Source organism: Hymenobacter lucidus (assembly GCF_020447265.1).
Classification (GTDB): domain Bacteria; phylum Bacteroidota; class Bacteroidia; order Cytophagales; family Hymenobacteraceae; genus Hymenobacter; species Hymenobacter lucidus.
In genome coordinates this window covers 735,076-757,912 of the sequence record NZ_JAJADR010000002.1, presented here as the reverse complement: position 1 = coordinate 757,912, position 22,837 = coordinate 735,076, and the positions used below count along the sequence as shown (strand labels likewise).

18 protein-coding genes and 1 tRNA gene are annotated in these 22,837 nt (G+C 60.2%); 5 read left to right on the top strand and 14 right to left on the bottom strand.

The genetic code is table 11. The features are described from left to right. Window positions 1-20: 20 nt before the first annotated feature. Window positions 21-491, bottom strand: a complete 471-nt coding sequence (locus LGH74_RS09985) for an energy transducer TonB (protein WP_226175237.1) — start codon at window positions 489-491, stop codon at window positions 21-23. 117 nt (window positions 492-608) lie between these two features. Continuing rightward, complete coding sequence (locus tag LGH74_RS09980) at window positions 609-2,087, bottom strand: sodium:solute symporter (protein ID WP_226175235.1); 1,479 nt, start codon at window positions 2,085-2,087, stop codon at window positions 609-611. 316 nt (window positions 2,088-2,403) lie between these two features. On the opposite strand from LGH74_RS09980, the gene LGH74_RS09975 reads away from it, so the two are divergent. Next, a complete protein-coding gene (locus LGH74_RS09975; RefSeq protein WP_226175233.1) occupies window positions 2,404-3,849 on the top strand; it encodes a T9SS type A sorting domain-containing protein in 1,446 nt (481 codons plus the stop codon). A gap of 81 nt (window positions 3,850-3,930) precedes the next feature. Here LGH74_RS09975 and LGH74_RS09970 read toward each other — a convergent pair whose 3' ends face one another. From LGH74_RS09970 to LGH74_RS09950, 5 genes are all read right to left on the bottom strand, one after another. Then, window positions 3,931-4,947: an MBL fold metallo-hydrolase gene (locus LGH74_RS09970; RefSeq protein ID WP_226175226.1), complete on the bottom strand. Its 1,017-nt coding sequence runs from the start codon at window positions 4,945-4,947 to the stop codon at window positions 3,931-3,933. A 96-nt stretch (window positions 4,948-5,043) separates the two neighbouring features. After that, the gene (locus tag LGH74_RS09965) at window positions 5,044-5,637 is read right to left on the bottom strand and encodes a hypothetical protein (protein WP_226175224.1); all 594 of its coding nucleotides are present in this window, start codon (window positions 5,635-5,637) and stop codon (window positions 5,044-5,046) included. Window positions 5,638-5,838: 201 nt separating this feature from the next. Beyond that, entirely contained in the window at window positions 5,839-7,053 is a 1,215-nt protein-coding gene (locus LGH74_RS09960) for an MFS transporter (RefSeq protein WP_226175222.1), read from the bottom strand. A gap of 134 nt (window positions 7,054-7,187) precedes the next feature. After that, window positions 7,188-9,023, bottom strand: coding sequence for a M61 family metallopeptidase (locus tag LGH74_RS09955; protein ID WP_226175220.1), 1,836 nt, complete (start codon window positions 9,021-9,023; stop codon window positions 7,188-7,190). 177 nt (window positions 9,024-9,200) lie between these two features. Then, the gene (locus tag LGH74_RS09950) at window positions 9,201-9,839 is read right to left on the bottom strand and encodes a class I SAM-dependent methyltransferase (RefSeq protein WP_226175218.1); all 639 of its coding nucleotides are present in this window, start codon (window positions 9,837-9,839) and stop codon (window positions 9,201-9,203) included. Between the two features lie 140 nt (window positions 9,840-9,979). Here LGH74_RS09950 and LGH74_RS09945 point away from each other — a divergent pair, with 140 nt between their 5' ends. The 3 genes from LGH74_RS09945 (at window position 9,980) to LGH74_RS09935 (ending at window position 11,648) form a co-directional block, all read left to right on the top strand. Beyond that, a complete protein-coding gene (locus LGH74_RS09945) occupies window positions 9,980-10,675 on the top strand; it encodes a phosphatase PAP2 family protein (RefSeq protein WP_226175216.1) in 696 nt (231 codons plus the stop codon). Window positions 10,676-10,797: 122 nt separating this feature from the next. Then, window positions 10,798-10,882, top strand: a tRNA-Leu gene (locus tag LGH74_RS09940). Window positions 10,883-10,973: 91 nt separating this feature from the next. Continuing rightward, window positions 10,974-11,648, top strand: coding sequence for a phosphatase PAP2 family protein (locus LGH74_RS09935; RefSeq protein WP_226175214.1), 675 nt, complete (start codon window positions 10,974-10,976; stop codon window positions 11,646-11,648). A gap of 220 nt (window positions 11,649-11,868) precedes the next feature. Here the strand turns inward: LGH74_RS09935 and LGH74_RS09930 are convergent, their stop codons facing one another. The 7 genes from LGH74_RS09930 to LGH74_RS09900 form a co-directional block, all read right to left on the bottom strand. After that, window positions 11,869-14,208: a GAF domain-containing protein gene (locus tag LGH74_RS09930; protein WP_226175212.1), complete on the bottom strand. Its 2,340-nt coding sequence runs from the start codon at window positions 14,206-14,208 to the stop codon at window positions 11,869-11,871. 119 nt (window positions 14,209-14,327) lie between these two features. Further along, complete coding sequence (locus tag LGH74_RS09925) at window positions 14,328-14,888, bottom strand: hypothetical protein (RefSeq protein WP_226175210.1); 561 nt, start codon at window positions 14,886-14,888, stop codon at window positions 14,328-14,330. Window positions 14,889-15,016: 128 nt separating this feature from the next. Further along, complete coding sequence (locus LGH74_RS09920) at window positions 15,017-15,916, bottom strand: T9SS type A sorting domain-containing protein (RefSeq protein WP_226175208.1); 900 nt, start codon at window positions 15,914-15,916, stop codon at window positions 15,017-15,019. Between the two features lie 140 nt (window positions 15,917-16,056). Continuing rightward, the gene (locus LGH74_RS09915; RefSeq protein ID WP_226175207.1) at window positions 16,057-17,613 is read right to left on the bottom strand and encodes a M16 family metallopeptidase; all 1,557 of its coding nucleotides are present in this window, start codon (window positions 17,611-17,613) and stop codon (window positions 16,057-16,059) included. Between the two features lie 107 nt (window positions 17,614-17,720). Then, on the bottom strand, window positions 17,721-19,106 hold the full coding sequence (locus tag LGH74_RS09910) for a M16 family metallopeptidase (RefSeq protein ID WP_226175205.1): 1,386 nt from the start codon (window positions 19,104-19,106) through the stop codon (window positions 17,721-17,723). Window positions 19,107-19,298: 192 nt separating this feature from the next. After that, window positions 19,299-19,946: a hypothetical protein gene (locus LGH74_RS09905; protein ID WP_226175203.1), complete on the bottom strand. Its 648-nt coding sequence runs from the start codon at window positions 19,944-19,946 to the stop codon at window positions 19,299-19,301. Between the two features lie 247 nt (window positions 19,947-20,193). After that, window positions 20,194-21,612, bottom strand: coding sequence for a dicarboxylate/amino acid:cation symporter (locus LGH74_RS09900; protein ID WP_226175201.1), 1,419 nt, complete (start codon window positions 21,610-21,612; stop codon window positions 20,194-20,196). A 131-nt stretch (window positions 21,613-21,743) separates the two neighbouring features. Here LGH74_RS09900 and LGH74_RS25080 point away from each other — a divergent pair, with 131 nt between their 5' ends. Further along, window positions 21,744-22,787, top strand: coding sequence for a dipeptide epimerase (locus tag LGH74_RS25080; RefSeq protein WP_226175199.1), 1,044 nt, complete (start codon window positions 21,744-21,746; stop codon window positions 22,785-22,787). Window positions 22,788-22,837: the final 50 nt, after the last annotated feature.

Here is a 22,837-nt window from a genome sequence, read left to right as displayed (position 1 = left end):
TAGGCACCAATTCCTAATTCTTACTCAAATTTCGTTTTGCCCTTTTCCACTTTCAGCGTGCTGGCGTCGCCAAACGGCACCGGCAGCTGCACCTGGATAGCTACGGGCTGGCCTTTGCGGGTGGCGGGCTTCCAGGCGGGCATGGTACCAAGCACGCGCAGGGCTTCGGCATCACACTCGGGGCTGAGCCTTTTGACCACGCTGGGGCTGCTCACGCGGCCATCAGTGTCGATGGTAAAAGCCGTTAGTACGCTGCCCGTAATCTTATTGACGCGCGCGGCCTCCGGATACTTTATCTGCTGCTGAAAAAACTCGCTCAGGGCCTGGGCCCCGCCCGGAAACTGCGGTGGCACGTCGGGCCGGTTGGCGGCGGGGCGGGCCTGGGCCTGCATCCGGCCGGGCTTCAGTACCGTGGGTGCCTTGGCCGGCTGCTGGGCCCGGGCCTGCAGGGCCAAACCTACGAGCAGGAAGATGAAGAGAAGATGTTTCATGGAAGAAAGCAACACGAGGAGAAACGGCCCGCACTAAACCCGCGCAGGCCCCACTCGGACCGCGCAAAGGTACGCAGGGAAACCCCAAGCGCCCGGGCTCTTCCTAAACACTATGCGCTAGGCAGGGTTCAATTCGGCAACGGGCTGGCGCGAAATGGCCAGCAGCCCCACGAAGGTGAGTAGGCCATTAACCAGCAAAATCTCAAACCCGAACTCGTAGCCGCCCAGCCAGGCCTTGGAGTTGGCGTTGAGAATGTAGCAGAACACGGGCGGCCAGACGCACATCCAGGGCACGTACTTGTCGAGGAGCTGGCGCCGGGTGAAGATGCCGAAGCTGAAGAGGCCCAGCAGCGGCCCGTAGGTGTAGCCGGCGGCTTTGAAGACGGCCGAAATCAAACTCTGGTCGTTCATGAGCCGAAAAATCAGGATGATGACAACCAGCACCACTGTGAACATGAGGTGGGTGCGCTGGCGCAATACGCGCTGCCGGTTTTCGGGGTAGTTGCCGATGGTCAGGAAATCGACGCAGAAGGAGGTGGTGAGGGCCGTCAGGGCCGAGTCGGCGGAGGAGTAGGTGACGGCAATGATGCCCAGGATGAAGACGATGCCGGCGAAGATGGAGAAGTGCTCGGTGGCCAGCAGCGGAAATACGTCGTCGCCGATGACCTTGCCGGCCGCGTTGACGGGTAGCGTAATGCCCTTGGCGGCGGCGTATTGGTAGAGCAGCACGCCCAAGGACAGGAACAGCACATTGACGGGTACCAGAATGAGGGCAAACCAGAACATGTTCTTCTGGGCATCCTTGAGGGAGCGGCAGCTCAGGTTTTTCTGCATCAAATCCTGGTCGAGGCCGGTCATGACGATGGTGATGAACATGCCGGAAATGAACTGCGTCCAGAACTTGCGCGAGTCGGTCCATTCCCAGAAAAACACCCGCGACATCTCCGACTGACTCACGGTCTGAATAACCTGTTTGAAGCCCAGGTTCAGCTCATTCGAAATCAGATACACTGAAATGCCCACCGAGGTGAGCATGGCCAGGGTCTGGAAAGTATCGGTCCAGAGAATGGTTTTCAGGCCGCCCCGGAAGGTGTAGAGGTAAATCAGCAGAATGCTCACGGCCACCGTCACGGCGAAGGGTACGCCCAGATCATCAAACACGGCCACCTGCAGCACGCCGGCTACCACGTAGAGGCGCAGGGCCGCCCCGATGGCCCGGGAAATAAGGAACAGCGCCGCGCCGGTCTTGTAGCTCCAGAAGCCGAAACGCTGCTCGAGGTAGGTGTAAATCGACACCAGATTGAGCCGGTAGTAGAGCGGCAGCAGCACCAGGCCGATAACAAGGTAGCCCACCAGATAGCCCATAACGACGGCCATGTAGCTCCAGGCTTTATCCTGCACCATGCCCGGCACCGAAATGAACGAGACGCCCGACAGCGAGGTGCCAATCATGGCGAAGGCCACCATGTACCAGGGCACGTTGCGGTTGGCCACGAAGAAGCTGGCGCTGGTAGCCTTGCGCGAGGTGAGCAGGGCAATGACGATAAGAATGGTGAAGTAGCCGGCAATCAGGCTCAGGATGAGGGTAGGGGACATACGGCGCGGGGAATGGGCGGGTAAAGATACTGTGCCCGGCGGGACTGCCGCAAAAAGTTGGGCCGGAGCCGGATGGTTAGTTGGATTTATTGGGGATGGTAGCCAGAGCCGGGCTAACGTACTGGCGGGGGGTAGATGGCGGGAAGGTCTCAGCTCGGCGGCGGCTAGGTGGCGGGTAGGATTTGGTACTATAGCAGGAATGGCACAGGCAATGTGCATAGCGCATGCTCACTCGGATTTTGTAGCCGGGTGGAGTTTTACATGGCTCATACCGAGTACCTTTACAGGTAATTATCGTCTCTACCCTTCTCGTTTTATGAAGAAACAACTACTTACCGCAGCCCTCGGCCTGTTTAGCCTGGGCGCCCTACACGCGCAGTCGGGGCCGGAAATGGCGGGGCGCCAGCTTTCGGAGCTACCGCGGGAGCTACGGCAGCTGCTGGCGAAAAAAGCCGTTGCGGTTGCTCCGGCCCGGCGCGCCACCACCGTGCGCAAGCCCGGTAAAAGTGCCATCTACAACTGGAACTACCTGGGCAACCAGTGGGCCACCACGGCCCGGGTCGAGGTGTTCAGCTACGATGCCAGCGGCCAGACGACACAGATTGTGGAGCAGGACTCGATTACGGGGCAGCTCCATAACCGCGTCAGCTGGACTTACAACGCGGCCGGCGCCCAGACGAGCAGCCTGAACGAAATCTGGAATAACGCGGCCTGGCAGAATCAGAGTCGCTCGCAGGATGCCTACAACAGCGCGGGGCTGCTGACCGAGCACTTGGAGCAGGTGTGGCAAAACGGCGCCTGGCAGAACCTGTTTCGGGCTACGGTGCAGTACGATGCTCACAACCGCTACCTGGCCTGGAGCAACGAGGAGTGGCGCAACAATGCCTGGGTAACGACCTACGGCGGCCGGGCAACGCGCACCTACAACGCGGCCGGCGCGGTAGTAGAAGAGCTGGAGAGCCTGCTGGATACGGCTACCGGTATCTACCAGCCCAATACCCGCTACCTCTACACGTACCCCAGCGCCAGCTCGCTGCTGGTTTCGGGGCAGGTGTCGCAGCGGTGGCAAAGCGGGGCCTACGTAAACCAGCAGCGCGTGAGCAACTTCGTGTATGACGCTCAGGACCGGGTTATCTCGTCGGAAGGCGAAGGGTGGATTAACGGTAGCTGGCAGCTGGAGAACCGCTTCACAACTACCTATCTGCCCAACGGCAGCTCGCAGGGCCTGTTTGAGCAGCGCCAGAACAACGCCTGGGTGGGCCTCTACCGCTATGCCCACAGCTACGACGAGTGGGGTAACGAGCTGGGCAACGTGTCGGAATCCTTTGCTAATAACGTCTGGACCATTGGCGAGGCCTACCGCTACCTGCTGCGCTACAACGCCGCCCACGACCTGCTGGCCAAAGTGCGGCAGAACTACAACACGACGAGCAAAGCCTACGAAAGCTCGCTCAAACACACCTATAGCGACTTCCAGAGCATTACGTTGGGCACGAAACCTACTGCCGCCCTGGCCGCTCAAACACAGCTCTACCCCAACCCCACCACGGGCGTGGCCACGCTGGAGCTGCCAAATCTGCCTGGCTCGGCCCCTATGCCGGTGGAGGTCGTCAACGGCCTGGGCCAGGTAGTGCAGCGCCTGACGCTGCCGCCGCACCAGAGCCAGGTCGCGCTGGATTTGAGTGCATTACCGACCGGTATTTACTCCGTGCAGCTACATACTGCCGTCGGATTGATTGTGAAAAAAGTAGTGCGCCAATAAGCTGTGAAGCAAGTTCTGGTGAAAGCAAAAGGCCCGCTCAGTTCAGTTGAGCGGGCCTTTTGCTTGTAGCAGATGCGGGCATTATTCCCACTCCGGCCAGTGCATTACCTCGCCCACGGCCGGCGCATGAAGCTCGCCACGCAGCATACCCCCGGCCGCAATTTCCTCGATGGTGCGAATCGGTTCGGAAGCCGGCTCGTCGCTCAGGTCGAAGGTGCCGTGGTGCATAGGCACCACGTGGCCGGCGCGCAGCACGTTGGCCGCTTTGGCCGCCTCGTGGGGGTTGGTGTGGCTCAGCTGCATCATAAACGCCGGCTTGTAGGCCCCGATGCCGACCAGGCAGATGTCAATAGGGCCAAACTGCCGCTCGATTTCCTCGAAGTGGCCGGCATAGGCGCTGTCGGCGGCAAAGTAGATGAGCTTGTCTTGAGTCCGGAGCAGAAAGCTGCCCCAGAGCACCTGATTCAAATCGTTTAGGCCGCGGCGGTGCCAGTGGGCGGCGGGCAGGTAGTAGATTCCCAGCGGCGCCTCGGGGCCGAGGTCATACTGTTGCCACCAGCCGGCTTCCTGCACCTGCAGCTGCGGCGCCATACCACGCAGCAGCGGCGCCATTCGCAGCGACGATAGCACCTGCATGTTCGGATTCTGGCGGGCCAGGAGCCGGATGGATTTGTCGTCGAGATGGTCGCGGTGGCCGTGGCTGAGCAGCAGCCAGTCGATGCCGGTGAGCTCCTCGGGGCGGCAGGGCAGGGCGTGGCGGCGCTTCAGAAATGTAGAGTCGAAGAGTAGCGGGTCGAAGAGCAGCGTTTTTCCGCTGGTGCGCAGCACGAAAGTGGCATGGCCCAGCCAGACCAATCCATCTTCCTGGCTTTGCAGAAACTCGGTGCAGCTTACCACTGCCGGCGTCCAGGTGTCGGCCTTCTTCTCTTCTTTCTGCGGGTTTTCGGTCAGGAATTTCCAGCGGAAAACGTTGCTGAAGCTGGGCGTGTAGAGCTCCTCGCCGTTGGCAAACTGGTTGCCGAACAGCTTGTTGCCAGCGTACTCGGGCTTTACGGTGCGGAGCTGTTCGTTGCGGAGGTAGGTAATGCGGGCGGCCATGCGGGCAGGAAAGTCAGGGTAACAGGGGAGCCAAAGAAACAGCAAAGCCCCGGAAAATTCCCGGGGCCTGAAGCTACTGCGCGTAACGGGCCGGAATCAATACCCAAACGGGCCGATGGAGAAAGGCGAATAGCCCGGGGCCGCGCCGTTGGAAACCCGCACGCCGCCCGACACCGTCATGTGCTCCGTTATCTTAAAGTCGGCCCGCATATTCACGCCCGAGCCCATGTTGTTGGTAAAGCCTGCGTAGGGGTTTACGCCGTTGCCAAACGTGGCCGGCGTCAGGTCTTTCCAGGCTGAGCCCACCAGCGTCACGCGCGGCGACAAGGCGTAGGCCCCGCCGCCCTGCACCACGTAGCGGTTCAGGCCCGAAACGCCAATGGTACGCGCCCCTTCCGGCGTGGTGGCCCCAATGCCGGGTACGATATGCATGTAAGTAACGCCGGCAAACACCGAAAACCGCTTGGTCAGCTGGTACGAAGCCAGGGGCGTGAGGTAGGAGGCCGAGCCAAACCGCCCCGCCGTAATAAAGCCCGCATTGACGCTATACGACGTGCGCGGCCCGATAATACCCAGCTTGGGCGCGGCATCGGCCGGCACGGGCTGGGTGGGCAGCGTGGCGGTTTGGGCGGCGGCGGTGCCGGCAAAACAAGCCGTCAACGCACTCAGAACAAAGGTAGAACGGAGCATAGCCAAAGGGAATGAGAGGTAGCGCATAGGTTGGTTCAACAAGATACGAAACGTGGCTACAGGAAAAAGAATACCACGGCCAGGTGCCCCGCCCAATTTCCTTTTCTAACCACGGCCTGCAGATATATACCGGTTGGGCTTCGTTTAGCAGGAACAGTTTTGGGCCGCCGAAGTTGCATCCTGGCTACTCAATTTACCGCGTTAGTCCGCCCGGCGCAGGCTGCGCCAAGCCTGCCAGGCCACGGCCGCCATGCAGGCTGCAAACCAGGCAAAGGGCAGCTCCAGCTGCAGCACCGACAGGCCGCCGCACACCAGCACCGTGGCAAAGCTGGCCAAGCCCTGTACCGCCTGGTTCAGCCCGAAAATTTCGCCCCGGTCGGCCTCGGTGGTGCGCTGGGCCAGCAAGCCTTCCAGTAAGCCCTGAATCAGGGAAATGGTGAGGCAGTCGATGGTGATGATGGCGTAGAGCAACGGCCGCGACGCGCCCACTACGCCGTAGCTGGCCAGCACGGGCACACTCGCCACGGCCAACCAGAAAATGGCTTTGCGCTGGTTGAGCCGGTCGGCTAGGTAGGTGTAGAAGATATAGTTGATGGCAATGCTTAGGGTGCCGAAAAACATGAAGAAGTACGACAGCGCCCGGGCATCCATACGCAGCGGACCCAGGCTGGCGAAGGGCACGAAGTAAAAATAGTAGCCCGTACTCATCGTGAGGGCCACCTGCATCAACACGATGGCGCGCAGCCCCCGGACGGGTGTATCCTTGCTTTTCAGCCGGCTCCAGATGGTCAGCACGTTTACCGAGCGGCTTAGCTCGGCCCGCAGCTCGGCGCCCCGCACGCCGGTGCGCTGGGCGTGGGTTTCGCGCAGCAGCAGGCTCAGCACCACGTTCAGGGCCGCCAGGGCCACGGCCATGCCTACCACGTAAGTGGCTTGCTGGCCGGGCGGCACGGCCAGCACCGTGAGCAGTGCCCCGGCCGCCATAGGGCCCAGCACAAAGCCCAGGGAGATAATAGCCCCCTCGATGCCCAGGTTTTTGAACAGGTCCTCTTTGGCCGAAATGTCGGTAATGGCCGAGCGCACGGTGGCATACATGCCGTTGGTGAGTCCGTCGCTGAGGCGGTTGGTGAAGTAGAGGCCGGCCCGCACGGGCAGCAGCAGGCAGTTGGCCAACAAAGTGCCCAGAGCTGCCACAATGAGAATGGGCCGGCGGCCGTAGCCATCGGAGAGCTTGCCCAGCACCGGCGCCGAAAACAGCTGCACGCCCAGAAACAGCGCCGTGCCCACCGAAAGCCACACCTGCGGCTGCCGCAGCCCGCGCACAAACTCCGGCATAATCGGCCCGATGGCCGCTCCCACGATGACGTCGAGCAGGATGATGGCGTAAATCAGCGGCAGGCGGGCGTCCCTGGGCATTAAACGGTGGGCGGCGGAAATAGCCGCGGCAGGGTGAAATTGGCTTTATTCTGTCAGAACTATAGTCAAATACCCGGAAAGCAGAAGGGACGCCAGCTCCTGGCGTCCCTTCTGCTTTTGTTGGCAAACAGCCGCTACTTGGCTTTCCCACCCAGCCAGTCGGCCCGGAATTTCTTCATGGCCTTGGTGACGGGGCGTTTCACGGTTTCGTAGGGTACTACTTCCAGCGTCGGGTCTTCGGCCAGCGTGACCTGGGCCGTGCGCAGGCCGCCGCGGGTGCGGTATTCCACTGGCAGCGCGTCGCCGGGCTTGTGGGTAGCTAGCAGATCCTGCACGGCTTTGGCGCTGCTCAGGCGCTGCCCGTCAATCTTCTGGAGCACGTCTTCCCGGTCGAGGCCAGCCTGGTAGAGCGGGCTGCCAATGAGGGTGCTGCCCAGCGTAGCGGTGCTGTCGGCGGGGTTGAAGGTGAGGCGGCCCACCAGGCTGGCCTGCCCAGCGCGGGCGCGGCGCACCAGCAGGCCGGCCGGGGCCAGCAGCTCCTCAAACTTGGGCAGCTCGTGGCCCAGAATGTGCTGGCGGAAAAACTGCCCCGCGAAGGCCGTATCCTTGCTCACTTCGCCCAGAATGCGCTGCAGATCGGCCAGGGTGTAGGGCTTGGCAGGAGCGTAGTTCTGCTGAGTTTTACCGTGCTGCTGCCACACGGCCCGCATGTAGGCGTCGAGGGTGGTTTTGTGTTGCTGACGCAGCATCATGTCCAGGGCCAGCGCGTTGGCTCCGCCGATGTAGTAGTAGGAGAGGTAGGTGTTACCCCGGTTGTTGGGGTCGATGGCGGCGGCGGCATCCACGAAGGGGGCCTGCTGGCTCATCTGCACCGGCGAGTAGCGGGCCGCGCCCGGCGAGTTCAGCATGGCGCCCACCAGGCCGCCCAGCGCTTCCTGGCAGTAGTCGGCATCGTTATAAATCCCGGCCCGGCGCAGCAGCAGCTCTCCGTAATACTGTGTGAAGCCCTCAGCAAACCAGAGCGAGTTACTCATGTTGGCCCGCTCAAAGTCGAAGGGCTCCAGGTCGCGGGGGCGGATGCGCTCCACGTTCCAGGCGTGGAAAAACTCGTGCGACACCGTGCCCAGGTTGTCGATGGCGCCGGGGCCACGCAGGGGGCGGTTGCTGGTAAGCGAGGTCGAGTTGCGGTGCTCCATGCCGTCGCCGCTGGTTTGGGGCAGGTAGTTGGCCACGAAGGTGTAGCGCCCGAAGTCATAGGCGGGCAACTCCCCGAAAACGGCGCCGGCTTCCTGCACGATTTTCTTGGTCCAGTCGACGTAGGTATCCAGCTCGGCATCGGTGCCCTCGTGTAGCACGCTCATTTCAATGGTCTGGCCTTGCTGCTGCCAGGAGCGCACTTTCTGCGGCCCCAAGGAGGTCGGGCTGTCCATCAGATATTGCAGATGCGGGGCGTAGTACGTGCCTTTGGCGGCGTCGGGGCGCAACTGGGTGGCTACCTGCCAGCCGGTGGGCGTGTCGAACTTCACCTCGGCCGGGCGCTGCTCCAGCCCCCGGGCAAAAGCCAGCGTGGCGGGCATATTCAGGTGAGCATGCCCGGCGTCGATGCCGGCGTAGGTGCCGTCGGTCCGGTCGCCAAACAGGGTGTAGGTGAAGCGCACCGTGCCATCGTGCCCGCTCACGTCCCAGCCGTAGGGGTCGGGCCGGCCGACAGCCAGGGTTTTGCCTTTCGAATCGGTGGCCTGTACGTCGTACACGTTCTTGGCAAATTCGTGCAGGGCATAGCGGCCCGGCGAGCTGCGGGCCATGCGCACCTGCAGCGGCCCGGCGGGCAACTCAGCAAATACGACGGTAACTCGGGCTTCGTGGTGAACGGCGTTGGGAAACGCAACGGTATACTGAACCGGGGCCTGGGCCAGCGCCCCGAAGGGCAGGGCCAGAGCCAGCAGGAGAGTGGCGGCGGATTTCCGCATAAATCAAGGAGAAACGAGGATGGACGCCTAAAAATAGGGCACCCCGGCGCTAGTTGGTTTTACCGCCGCTGTTTTTCCCGGGAATATGCGGGCAATGTGTTGTTTAATGATGTCATCCTGAGCAAAGCGAAGGATGAGAGACGATATCCCAAACGAAGCAGAATCAGCTTTAGTCAATCAACCAAACACGGCTGCTTCAACCATACCCCGGAAGAAAAGCTGCTGCTGGCGCACCTGCAGCCCAAAGGCGGCCAACTCTCGGTGCAGATCGGGCATGTTACGCCCGCTAATACCAGTGGTCAGGCTGAAAAACCGGTACATCAGCGTGAGTAGCACCCGCTGCCAGAGCGTTTGGGTGGGCCGGAAGTCGGCTAGGAGCCACGGCGCGGCCGGCCGGCGGGCCTGCTCCAGGCGGGCAAGAATGGCGCGCAGCCGGACGGGCTCAAACAGGTCGAGAAAGAAGAAGGTAATGATGGCGTCAAACGACTCGCCCGGCTGCAGCGCCTGCTCCGTACCCAGCCGAAACTCCACCTGGGCCGCATGCGTGGGGGAGCGTTGTAGCAGCGTTTCGCGCGACTTGGCTAGCATTACGGCCGAGGCTTCCAGGTACAGTACGCGGGCATCGGGGCGGCGCGCCAGCACTTCGCCCAGCACCCAGCCCGTGCCGCCCCCGATGATGAGCACCCGGCCCTGGCCGGCCGGCAGCCCGGCCAGGGCCGCCTGCTGAGCTTGCCGCAGGGCATTGCCAAACACCAGCCGGGCCAGCGGATCATAAAAAGCGGCTACCCGGTCGAAGCCGGTATCAGCAAGGGACATAAAACAAGGAAAAGCCAGGTAAAAATAAGGAGCGCAGCATGAGTTGCCGGTGAAGCAGTAGCCAGAAGGCGGGCCGTATCGTATGCAGCAAGGTTTACCATTCCTCCCAGGCCGCAATGACGAGTTATTTCCGCCGGATCATGGCCGGCTTCCTGCTATTCGTGGCGGAGTTTGCCCTAACGTTGGGTATTGGCGTAGTGGGCGTGGTGGGGTTTCTGGCACTGGGCCGCGAGGTTCTCGATCAGGATGCGGCCGTATTCGACGCCCGGGCTTTTCGCTGGGCGCACCGTCTGCTGGGCGACAACCAGAGCGGCTGGGTCGAGCAGGTTACTTTTCTGGCCTCACGCAACTTCATTACGGCCGTGGCGCTGCTGCTTATCGGCTACTTTCTCTTTCTTAGGCGGCACCGCTGGTACACGCTGTTGGTACCAGTGGTAGCCCTGGGTAGTATCACGCTGAATCTGGTGCTTAAGAACACCTACCAGCGTCCCCGGCCGCTGCTGCCCCTGGTGTCGGCTTCCGGGCTGAGCTTTCCCAGCGGCCACGCCATGATCAGCGCTTCGTTTTATGGCTTGCTGATCTACCTGGTAATGACACACGTGCGCCGGCAAAAAGTTCTGCGTTGGGTGCTTATTGTTCTACTCATTAGTCTGGTGCTGCTCATCGGCATCACCCGCGTGTACCTGCGGGTGCACTACGCCTCCGATGTGCTGGCGGGCTTCACCGCCGGCCTGGTTTGGCTACTGATTGCCATTCCGCTGCTGCAGCAAATTGAGAAAACCGTAAAAAATCGAACAAGATCATCGCCGCAATTGGCTGAAAAACAGCCTGAATAGCGTTTTGACGAAGATTTTTCATGTTTTTTTTCGCCCAATGCTTGATAAACTAAGACGAAGCCTTGTATCTTTGCATCGTTGAAAGGCACCCCGGAAGGGATTATGACTGACAACAAAGAGCTGCGCTTGTGGCGAAATTGGTAGACGCGCTGTCTTCAGGCGGCAGTTCCGCAAGGTGTGAGAGTTCGAGTCTCTCCGAGCGCACCACGAAAGCCGATCCGAAAGGATCGGCTTTTTTGTTTTCCGGTCTTTCCGGCTGTGCCACTCGTATTGCTGCTGCCGCTTGTAATCTGCTGGTATGAAAAACCTGGTCACGCGCCTGCTCACGCTGCTTACTTTCCTCGTGGTGGAAGTGGGTGTGCTGCTGCTGGTATTTCTGAGCGCCCTGGCGGCTTTTTTCTACCTCACGCGGGTTGTGTTCGTGCAGCACTCCCTGGTGCTCGACCAGGCCGCTTTCGACCTTATGGACCAGCTGCGGGCCGCCGCCCCCTGGCTCACGCCGTGGGTGCTGCGCGTCACGTTCTTTGCTTCAGCCCCGTTTCTGGTGGGCGTGGCCATCATAGGGCCGGCGCTGCTGGCGTGGCGGCAGCGCAAGCGCGAAGCCCTGGAAGTGTTCTGGGCCGTGGCCGGCGCGGCTATTCTCAACCAGATTTTCAAGACGCACTTTCACCGCCTGCGCCCCGATACGGCCCTGCTGCCGCAACTGGGCCTGAGCTTTCCCAGTGGCCACGCCATGATTGGTATGGCTTTCTACGGCTGCGTGGCGTGGTTGCTCTGGCGCCACGGCCGGCACCCGCTTTGGGCGGTAGCGCTGCTGCTCTGGGCCGTCGTTATCGGCCTCACCCGCATCTACCTGCACGTGCACTACGCCACCGATGTGCTGGCTGGCTTCACAGCTGGCCTGGGCTGGTTGGTGCTGCTCCGCTCCGGCCTGCATCTGTGGTGGCGGGAAAGCAATGTGCTTAGGGGGTAATGTGCTGATGTGCTAATCGTTTGTCATTGCGAGGAAGAATGACGAAGTAATCTGTCCTCTGCTAGTGACAAACGCCCTTTTACCAGAAAGCCCTTTCTCGTTGTGACGAGAAAGGGCTTTTCAGTTAGGGAAAGTCAGCACATTTCAGAGGACGGATTGCTTCGCTGTGCTCACAATAACAGGTTGAGATTAGCACATGAGCACATTACTCATTAGCACATTACAATTTTACTTTCACCCGCAGGGCAAGCAGGCCTTTTACGCCTTGCAGCTCTTCCAACTCCAACTCTTCCACCTCGGGCTCCAGCATGCCACGGTCCTGGAGGTAGTCGATGTACTCCATATATTCAGCAGCTTCGCGGAGCTGGGCGTATACCAGGGCAATTTTGCCGGGCTGGGTAAGCCGCTCCCCGGTGCCAAGCACGGTAGCTTTATCCACCCGCTTCTTGATGATTTCGTAGCGGATGTTGTACGCTCCGTCCACATCGAACTGCCGCTCATCCTGGCGGAAGCGGATGCTTAAGGGCTGGCCGTGAATGAGGATAAGCTGGGTGGTTTCGAGGGGCACGGCTAGGCGGGGCTGCAGGGCGGCCGTCAGGCGGGCTATTTCCACGGTTACCAGCAACTGCCACAAACGCAGGTTTTTCAGGAAAACCAGGTCGAAAGGCTTGTTCTCGACCAGCGAGGCACCCACGTAGATGTTATGCTCCACGCCGTCGGTTTTGAAACGCTGGAAGTAGTGCGGAAACATCAGCTGGGCCTTGGCTTCTTCCTCGTCGAGGTAGTCGCTCACCGTATCGTTGAGCAGCGTCACGCTCTGCTCAAAGGCCTTGCGGCGCTTGTACAGAATACCCAGCTCGGGGTCAATATTGCTCCAGTAGTGGGCAATGATGGGGCGCAGCTCGGGGGTATTGGTGCCCAGATACTCAAAAAGCGGCTCCACCTCGGCCTTTAGCGACTCGAAGATGCTGACCTCGTCGCCGGTCAGGATGCCTTGGCGCAGGCGGCGCAGGTTCTTGTTGACGTAGAACTTCAGCTCGTCCAGAATCGGCAACTGCTGGAAATCGGAGGCTTTTTTCAGCACTTTGTTAGCCAGCGTCAGGTGCTCAATCAGGTCACCCTGAATGGCTTCGTTGCGGGCCGTGCTGCTGCCCCGAATGTCGCTGGCGCCGTGCAATGGGTACACCTCGTGAAAGACAATATCCTCCATTTCGGCGCTTTTGTTGCCGTCCTCCAGCTTGTTGAGCAGGTTCAGAGCCGCATCCGTAAAGCGCCACTCCATAGTGGGGTGAATGGCCGTGAATTTCTCTTTAATGATAGATTGCACCCGGGTCTGGATTTCCTCCGAGTTGCGCTTTACAGCCACCGCAAACAGGGGCACAAACTGCGCCACCTGCTCAATGCAGAACTCGTCCAAGTCGCCGATATTGGGTGAGCCCAGTTCCAGCAAGCCCACCGTATCGTCGCCGTAGGGCAGCAGGGCCAGAATGGTGCTTTTGATGCCGATACCGAGAATCTGCTGGCGCAGGTCTTCGGGAATATCGGCCTGCTCCACGTTCTGCAGCACCAGGGGCTGGCGGTCCTGCAAGAGCTGGTTGTAGATGCGGCGGAAGCCCGAGCCGGCGTCCTGGTTGTTGAGCTGCTTGGTGAGGAAGCTGTGGTTGATTTTGCGGCCAAAATCCACGAAAGCCTGTTTTTTCTCGTCGTAGGCGGCAATACCGAGCTGCAGAAACGGCCGCCCGAAGAGCACCCGCAACTTTTCCTGAATCTGCTCGAGCCGGTCGGAGGCCTGCAGCACGTCGCGCTCCAGCAGGTCATACTTCAGCTCCGAAAGGATTTCCTGCTCCGTCACGTCCACCAGGTGCAGAATGTTGAAGCCTTCCAGCTCGAAACGCTCGGGCGGCAGCAGCTCATGCCAAAGGTCGGCGCGGTGCAGGTTGTGGCTTAGGTGCTCAATCTGTTCCGGGGTCAACTCGGGCTTTTCGCCCACCACGCGCACATCCACAAACGAGGAGTGGTAGCCCACGCCGTAGTGCCGGTAGGAACCGATATTGTAATCGGGCACGGTGAAGATGATAGTGCCCTGCAACGGCAGATAAACGCCGTAAATTTTGTCCAGAATAAGTTGGTACACCATGCGCGCCATGTAGATATCCATGGTGCGGGTGTCGAAATTGAGCGGCTGCTTAACGGTTTTGTTTTGGTTGAGCAGAATTTCCGCAAACTTGGGCGTGTGGTAAAAGCTCAGGCGCTGGAAAGGCGCCACGGCCCCGCTGATATCGGTTTGGAACGACGCGGGCGGGAACACAGCCATGAGCAGCGTTTCGACCAGGTCGCAGCTGCAATCCAGCACGCTCAGATCGGTGATGGCGCCCCGGCACCAAGGGGCATCGGCCACCTGCTCGCCGATGGAGCGGGCCAGCAGCGCTACGCCCGGGTTGGGGTCGTTTTCCCGAGCCTGCCAGTAGGCAATAATTGGCTCCAGACTAAGCGTCGTCTTGAAGGGAAAAGCCAGGGAGGAAGCGGGAGCCGCAGGGCGGACGGTAGGTTCTCGTAACATAAGTGCCGGTATAACAGCGCATCCCGGCGGATTGATTCACAATATGTCCGGAGCCTGCTCAAGCCTATACGTAAGCTACCGGGCTGGCAGTCGGGCCGGCTGTGCCCAGCTCCGAAAATTTAGCGCTTCAGCACCAGTGTTTGAGCGGGCAGGCCCGAAAAGTTGTATCGTATGGTATCGGGCTTGTTGTTCTTGAGCCCATTGGTAAGCTTGAAGGTTTTGACTGAATTCCGGTAGCAGGTGCAGCAGCCGCTGGCTTCGTCGAAAACGCCTTGTACCGATAAATTTGATATAATGAACGGCTTTGGGTCTTTCTCGCGGCGGGCCAGCCGAATAACGTAAGAATACGCATCGAAGCGGCGGCCACTACTGGTAAACGGCGTCGTGGGGCTCAGCACGATGGTATCCCGGAGCTGCGTGCGGGTACGGGTAATCAGAACGGAATCGGGGGCGGGCAGAACGGCGGTTTCGTTGGCACCGCGCACCGGAATACGGCGGATATAGATAGTGCGGAGCTCCCGGTAGAAAAAGCCCGTACCGCCCAGGGAATCGAGGCTGAATTTGAGGTACACGGCGTCGTCCGTGTTGTCGAGGCACACGCACTCGTTGTTGGCGCAGCAGGCCGAAATAGCCAGAGCTGAGCCGAGCAGAAGAAACCAGGTGAGCAGATTGCGTTGCATAGGAAGAGTAAAGGTAGCGCCCCAAACGCAAGATTGTGGTATCGGGGGCTAAAACGGGGTAAATCGGCGGTGCATAAAAAAAGCCAGCTCCCACGGGAGCTGGCTTTTATACGAACGAAGGGCCTGCCTTATTGCTTCACGAAGCGCTTGGTTTCGGCGCCCGAGCGGGTCGTGATTTTGTAGAAGTAGGTACCGGCCGGCAGGTCGCTGAGGTTGGTGCTGAGCGTGTGGCTGCCTTTTTCCTGCTGCTCATTCTGCAGCACGGGGCGCAGAGTGTTGCCGCGGCCATCCAGAATTTCGATGGTAACGGGGCCGGCTTTCTTCACCGAGTATTCCAGCTGATTGGTAGCTACGGCCGGGTTTGGATACACGTTCATGCCAGTAGCACCACCAGTGGCAGCTGCCGGGGCGGGGGCATTGGGGTCCAGCAGCAGGAACTTCGCGGGGCGGAAAAACTGGCCCATCGGGCCTTTGCCGTGGTGGCCCCCCAGGCGGTTTCCCCGACGCGGCTCGGCCAGCTCACCGGTGCTGGCGGGCTGCCCGGCCGGGGCATATTTAGCAGCAATAGCCTTGAGGTCGGCATTCCACTTGTCTTTTTGGGGCTGAATTTCCTGGGTGAGCTGGGCAAGCGGGGCCTCATACTTTTTGGCCATCAGCCCCACTTTCACCATGATTTCCCGGCTCTGGGAGTGCAACTCCTGCAACTGCTGCTTCTGGGCGTCGGTCGGGGCGGGGCGGGCTTCGGTGCTGCCGGCGGGCCGCAAACTTTCCCGCAGGGCTTTGCCGCGCAGGCGCAGGTCGCGGAGCTGGGTGCGGTAGGTGGCCAGCTGGGCTTTGTCGTCGGCGGCCAGTTGGGCTTCCAGCTTCTGGCGCTGCTGCCGCACTACGGGCAGCACGTTGGCCTGATAATAGGCGTGTACTTCTTTGCGGCCGGGCTTTTCGTCGTGGCGGCCTTTGGCCAGCGTGCCGAAGCCGATGAGCAGCGCAGCCAAAAGCAGGGTGCAGGATTTGAGCAGAGAGGTTTTCATAAGGCAGATGCAGGTAGCGTTGTTACTGATTTCCGGACCATAGATGCCCGCCGCGCGGCAACGTTTAATCAGCCAACGAAAAAAAACCGCCCCAACGTGTGCTGGAGCGGTTTTACTATAGTCAGAAGACGGAATTCGGTTTACTTAAACGTGTCTTTCGTGTCAATTACCTTCACCTCCGTTACGTTCAGCTTGTAGGTAGCCACCTGCGCGTCTTCGGCCACTACGGCCTTGGGCAGCCCTTCGCTCACCACTTTGGCGTAGCTCATGGGCGAGGCCGTGTTTTGCTTCAGCACATCGGCCAGGGGCTGAGCCTCGCTGTCGTCCGTTACGATGGTGACGTACATATTCTGGGTTTGCCAGTGCTTTTTGATGGCCCGGTTCACGTCGTCGAGCGTGAGCTTGGCCAGTTGCCCATCCAGCTCTTTGAGGTAGTCTTTGCGGCCGTAAAATTTCGAGTCGAGCAAGAAGCCGAGCTGCTTGGACGGCGTGGTGCCGTAGAGCTTCACGTAGGAGCGCAGAAAGGTGCGGGTGATGTCGAAGTCTTCCTTGCTCAGGCCATTCTTCACCAGGTTATCCATTTCGCGCACGGCCAGGCGCAGCGCAAACGGCGCATGGCCCACCGTGAGGGTGCCCAGCTCGGTAGGGTACTGCTTGCGCAGGCCTTCGGCAATCTGAACCGGGCGCAGCCAAAGGCTGGCATAGTTGGCGTGGCGCGGCACGCCGGGTACGGGCAGCATGTTCTGACCGCCGTTTTCGTACCACTCGATGTAGCTGTAGTCGCCGTAGTTCATCGAGCGGGTTGTCCGGATCTTGTCGTAGAGGCGGCCGTAGCTTTTGCGGTGTTCTCCCAGGTAGGAGTTGGCTACCATCAGCGCCGCAAAGTCGTCGGCGGCGCGGGTGGTCTGGATGGGGAAGCCCGCGTACACGGCCGAGCCCAGCGCGTCGGGCTTGCTGATGATTTCAACGTGAATGCCTTTGGGCGCGGCCACGGTCGGTACCACCGTTTTTACGGTGCTTTTGGGTAGCTTCTCCAAGTCGGCTTTCAGCTGCTTGGCAAACGCGGCCGGGTAGTTGCCGGCAATGCCAATGGTCAGGTTGTCTTGGCCGAAAGCAGCGGCATACTGCTTTTTCACGTCGGCCAGCGTGAGGCCTCGCACCCCGGCGGCCGTGCCGCGCGTCATGTGCTGAAAGCGGGTGCCGCGAAACAGCTGGTCTTCGAGGGCAAATTTGCTGTAGTCTTCATCCGACGAAGCCCGAATTACTTGCTCTACATAGTTGAGCTGGTTGGACTTAAGCCGGTCGAAGTCTTCCTGGGTGAAGCTGGGCGTCAGAATCAGGCCCTGCAGCACGGGGTAAAACTTGTCGATAAAGTCGCGGTGAAACTCGAAGGTGAATGTGGTGGCTTCCTTGTCGGTGGTGGCGTAGTAATTGGTGGCCATCGGATAGAGGAAGTCCTTGAGCTGGGCCGCCGTCATGGCCTTAGTACCGCCTTCAACCACGAGCTGGCTGGTAAGGTAGGTAAGGCCTTCCTTGCCCACCGGGTCGGCAGCGGAACCCGTACGAAACTGCAGCTTAACTACCACTTTCGAGGCGTTGGGCTGGCGCAGCTCCACTACGTCGGCGGCCTGCAGCGGGGCCACGGCGGCCGTGCCCAAAGCTGCGGCCAGCAGGAAGCGGGAAATAATATGTTTCATTAGAAGAGGTTGTTAGTTGGTTGTTGTCAGTTGTTAGTTTTTGGTCGTTATCATTTCTGAGTCAGGAGCCTGACAACTGATAACGACCAACTGACAACTAAAAAACGCTACTGAATGCCACCCGTGGCGTTGGGGCCAATGGTGCCCACGGTGAGATGCTCGGGCACGAAGTACTTGCGGGCGGCAGCCTGAATGTCGGCGGGCGTTACCTGGTCATACAACGCGTAGAAATTGTTCAAGCTCTGCGGGTTGCCGGTCAGCCAGATAAATTCGGCCAGGCCGTTGGCAATCTGGTCCGGCGAATCGAGGCCCATCAGGAAGCCGTACTTCAGCGCCGACTTGGTATCGGCGAGGCGCTTGGCATCAATGGGCTTGGTTTTGAGCTCCTCCAGGGCTTTGGTAATTTCCTCCTTCACGTAGGGCATATCGGCTGCTTTCACCACCGAGGCCCGCAACGAGAGCAGGTAAGGGTCGCGGGTGTAGTTGGGCGAGCCGCCCACGAAGCGCACTTTCTGCTCTTTCACCACCAGCTTCTGGTACAGTGGCGAGTTATCCGAAAACAGCATCGTAGTCAGAATATCCAGAGCGGGCAGGTCTTTGCTCTGGTCGTTGAAAGCCGGGGCCCGGTAGCTCAAACTCAGCAAGGGCGGGAAGTTGGCGTTCTGAATATGCACGTAGCGCGGGGCCGTCTGCTCGGGCTCGGGTGTAATTGCGGGCTGGTAGCTGCCGCGCTTCCACATGCTGAAATACTTATCGGCCAGCTGATTAACCTGCTCGGGCTTCACGTCGCCCACCACCAGCAGCGTGGTGTATTCGGGGCGGTAAAACCGGTCGAAGAACGAGAGGGAATACTGGTACTGATTGGGCATATCCACCACGTCCTTGAAAAAGCCCATGGTCGTGTGCTCATACGTGTGCTTGTCGAAGGCCGCGTCGGCTACTTTCTCATTGAGCTGGGTGTAGAGCGAGGCCGAGTTCTTGGTGTATTCGCCCTTCACGGCCCCGGCTTCGGCCTTGAAGTCGTGCTCGGAGTATTTCAGGTGCTGAAACCGGTCGGCCTCCACCTCAAACATCTTCTCCAGCATTGTCGCGTTGCCGGTCATGTGGTACACAGTGCGGTCCAACGACGTGTTGGCGTTGGCCGACGCACCCACCGACTTCAGCACCTGGTCGTACTGTTCCTTGGTGTACTTGTCGGTGCCCCGAAACATGACGTGCTCGAAGAAGTGCGCAAAGCCGGTATGGCCCGGTTCCACCTCGTCGCGCGAGCCGGCCCGCACCACCAGAAAAAAGGAAGCCAGCCCGGGTGAGTCGAAGGGTACGGTTACCACGTTCAGACCGTTGGCCAGCTGCTTTTGCTGCATGGGGTAGGGGAAAGCCGGGGCCGGGGCAGCGGATTTAGCGGCGGCCGGAGTGGCCTTTTGTTGCGCCTGGGCCAGGGGCGTCGCCAGAAGCCCGGCCGCTAACAGCCAGATCTGCACAGAGTGTTTCATGCAAGGAAAAAGAAGTGGGGGAACGGTAGCACGCCGTGCCGGCGCATCGTGCGCCAAAGGAACGGCCAGCCCCGTAAAGGTTGCACATAGAGGGCCAATTTTCAGCCGGCCGCATGCGGCCGAAAGCCAGAAAAACCGAGCAGGCAACACATGTGTGTTGCCTGCTCGGTTTCAGTCAGAAAAAACGCTTGCTTATTTGCCGGTGTCGGGAGTAACGGCCGGTGTCGCCGTCGAATCGGCGGGGGCCGGCTCCGGCGCGTCGGTGCTGATACCGGGCAACTCGCCGACGGTTACCACGCCGGCCGTTTTGGCCAGAATAAGCTGCTCGCGCAGCGCGGCCGCGTCGGCGGCCAGCTGGGGCCGGATTTCGTTTAGAGCCTCGCGCAATGCCTGCACGTCGGCCAGGCGCGGCGAGCCTTTCTGCGAGTAGCCGTAGTACATGGCTACCGTAATATTGGATTTGCCTTTGCCGGTGTAGGTGGCCAACACGTTGCCTTTCACATCGATAATCTGAACTTCGGCCTGCACGTTGCCGTGGAAAAACTCGGCCGGAATACCCAGGATGGTGGGCGTCATCAGGGTAGCCAGCTGAAAGATGTGCAGGCCGCGGCCCGTGCGCTGCAAGTCCGATTTGGTTAGCTGCAACTTCACCGAGCCGTAAGTAGTCGTGTCCTTGGCATCCATCAGGTTGCGCTCCAGCTCCAGCCGAAACAGCTTCTGGGCATCTTCGGGATTAGCTCCCGCCGAGGCCTGAAACACGTTGGCATCCACGCCCACGTCCAGCAGTGGCAGGCGTGTGGCTAGCGGAGCCGCTGGAATGGCAAACAGTGCCTTATTCATCGAGCGGCAACCAACCGAAAGAAGCAATAAACTAAACAAGGAAATCCGAACTAAACGCTTCATACAATTGGTGTTAGAGAGAATGGCGGGTTAGCTACTACGTAGCTTGTACCGCGAATTACACCAACAGGTTTACATAATCCTATAAATCGTCGCATGGTTATATTTTCTGTTCTCTGGATTATAGAAACAACAAAGGCAGGACTAGCGTCCTGCCTTTGTTGTTTCTATATATGTTAAATTTGATTTAGTGTACCGGCTGGGCCAGGCTGCTGTCGGCTTCGGCCAGCTCGGTAATGGGCGGAGCCACGTAATCGTCGATAAACTCGCCTTCCCAGCGGGCTACTACGGCCGTAGCCAGGCAGTTGCCGATTACGTTTACGGCCGTGCGGGCCATGTCCATCAGCGCATCGATACCCAGAATGATGAACACCGGCCACGAGGGCAGGTTGAACGATGCCACCGTGGCCAGCAGAATCACCAGGGACGCGCGCGGCACGCCGGCCACGCCCTTGCTGGTCAGCATCAGGGTAAACACCATTACCAGCTGCTGACCCAACGACAAGTCGATGCCGGCGGCCTGGGCCACGAAAACGGCGGCCAGCGACAGGTAGAGCGTGGTGCCGTCGAGGTTGAAGGAATAGCCCGTGGGCATTACGAAAGCCACTACACGGCGCGGCACTCCGATGCTTTCCATGGCTTCCATGGCCCGGGGCAAAGCTGCTTCCGAGGAAGTAGTGGCAAACGCAATGCTGACGGGCTCGGCAATGGCCTGAATGAAGCGCTTGAGTGGAATGCGGGCAATGAGGGCCACCGGCACCAGCACCAGCAGCAGGAAGGCGGCCAGGGCACCGTATAGCGTCAGCAGGAGCTTGAAGGCGTTCAGCAGGGGCGCAAAGCCCATTTTGCCTACCGTGTATGCCAGGGCCCCACCCACGCCGATAGGCGCGAAGAACATGACCACGTTGGTAAACTTAAACATTACCTCCGACAGGCTTTCGGCAAATTCCAGCATCGGGCGGCGGTGCTTGCCGTGCACCATGGCCAGGCCGATGGCGAAGATGATGGCGAAAACTACGACCTGCAGCACCTGGCCTTCGGCAATGGATTTGGCAATATTTTCGGGGAAGATGTGCAGAATGATATCCGAGGTAGTTTGCTCCACGGTCTGCAGCTTTTCGGCCGCTACATCCACCCCGGCCTGGCTGATGCCCACGCCGGCCTTGGTTAAGTTGATGGCGGCCAGGCCGATGAACAGCGCAAAGGTGGTGACGACTTCGAAGTACACCAAGGCCTTGATGCCCATCTTGCCCACCTGTTTGAGGTCGGCGTGGCCGGCAATACCTACCACGAGCGTGGCGAAGACCAGTGGCGCAATGATGGTTTTGACCAGGCGCAGGAATACGTCGCTGAGCACCTTCAGACTTTGGGCCTGCACCGGGAAGTCGTGTCCGATTTCGGCCCCGACAAACATGCTGACCACAATCCAGAACGTAATGGAGCGGCGCTGGGTGGCATACACTATCAACACGGCCAGGGCCAGCCAGCGGGCTATTGTGGGGGCGGCATCGGGCAGGCCACCAATGTTGTAGGCGTGCAAAACGGTGAGGGCCAGGGCTACCACCAGTAGCAGCAGAACCACGGGAACAATGCGGGAGAACTTCATGCGAAAGAAAATCGGAGGAGGAAATCGGCGGGAAACTCAGCAAAGATAGGTTTTTGGCTTTCGTGGCGGATTGCCCGTTTCAATCTTGTTTTTCGTACCTCTGTACAGTATCCCGCTTTAGCCTATCTGCCGTGCCGCTACCCTGGACTCTGGCCGCCTATGAGCTGCCGCTCCGCTTCACCTGGAAAATATCCCGCAACGCCTCCACCACCAAAACCAACCTGCTGGTGCGGGTGGGGGAGGGTGCCGCCTCGGGCTGGGGCGAGGCCGCGCCCAACGTGCGCTACGGCGAAACGCCGGAAGGGCTGACAGCCGAGTTTGAGGCGCTGGTGCGGGCCGGGCTAGGGGAGCTTACGCGGCTGCACGAGCTGGAGGAGTTTCTGGCCATGCACAACCCGGCCCACGCCCTGCGCTTTGCTCTGGAGTCGGCCTTCGTGCACCGGGCGGCGGCGCTGGCGGGGCAGTCGGTGGCGGCGTGGCTGGGCGTGGCCGCGCCCAGTGTGCCGGTAGCTACGGCCTTCACGCTGCCCATTATGGAGCCCGGCGCGGTGGCTGGTTTTGTGGCCGAGCAGCAGATGAGCCGATTTTCGGTGCTCAAAATCAAGGTCAACCAGGAAAGCGGCTTCGAGCTGCTGCGGGCTTTAACGCAGGCCCTGCCCGGTCGGGAGCTGATTATCGACGGCAACGAAGCCTGGACCGATGCCGACGCGCTGCTGGGGTTCCTGGAAAAGCTGCCGGCGCTGCCCGGCCTGCGCGTGCGCCTGCTGGAGCAGCCCATGCCCGCCACCTGCCCCGATGACTACCGCTACCTGCGCCGCCGTTCACCCTACCCGGTTTTCGCCGACGAATCGGTGACTGACACGGCCAACTTCACCGAAATTGCCGCCCAGTTTCACGGCGTAAATATGAAGCTGATGAAAGCCGGTGGCTACCTCAACGGCATCCGGCTACTACAACAAACCCGCGCCCACGGCCTGCAAACCATGATTGGTTGCATGGTCGAAACCTCGCTGGGTATCTGGTCGGCGTTGCAGCTCAGCCACCTGGCCGACGTCTGTGACCTCGACGGCTTCCTCATCCTGCGCGACGAGCCCTTCGGGCTGGTGCGGGAGCAGCACGGCCTGCTGACGGCCTTGCCCGTGTGTTGGAGTACGCTGCGGCCGGTGGTGGGCTGAGCTGGCCGCAGTTGTATTTTGCCCATTCGCTGGCTTGGCAACTAAAAGAA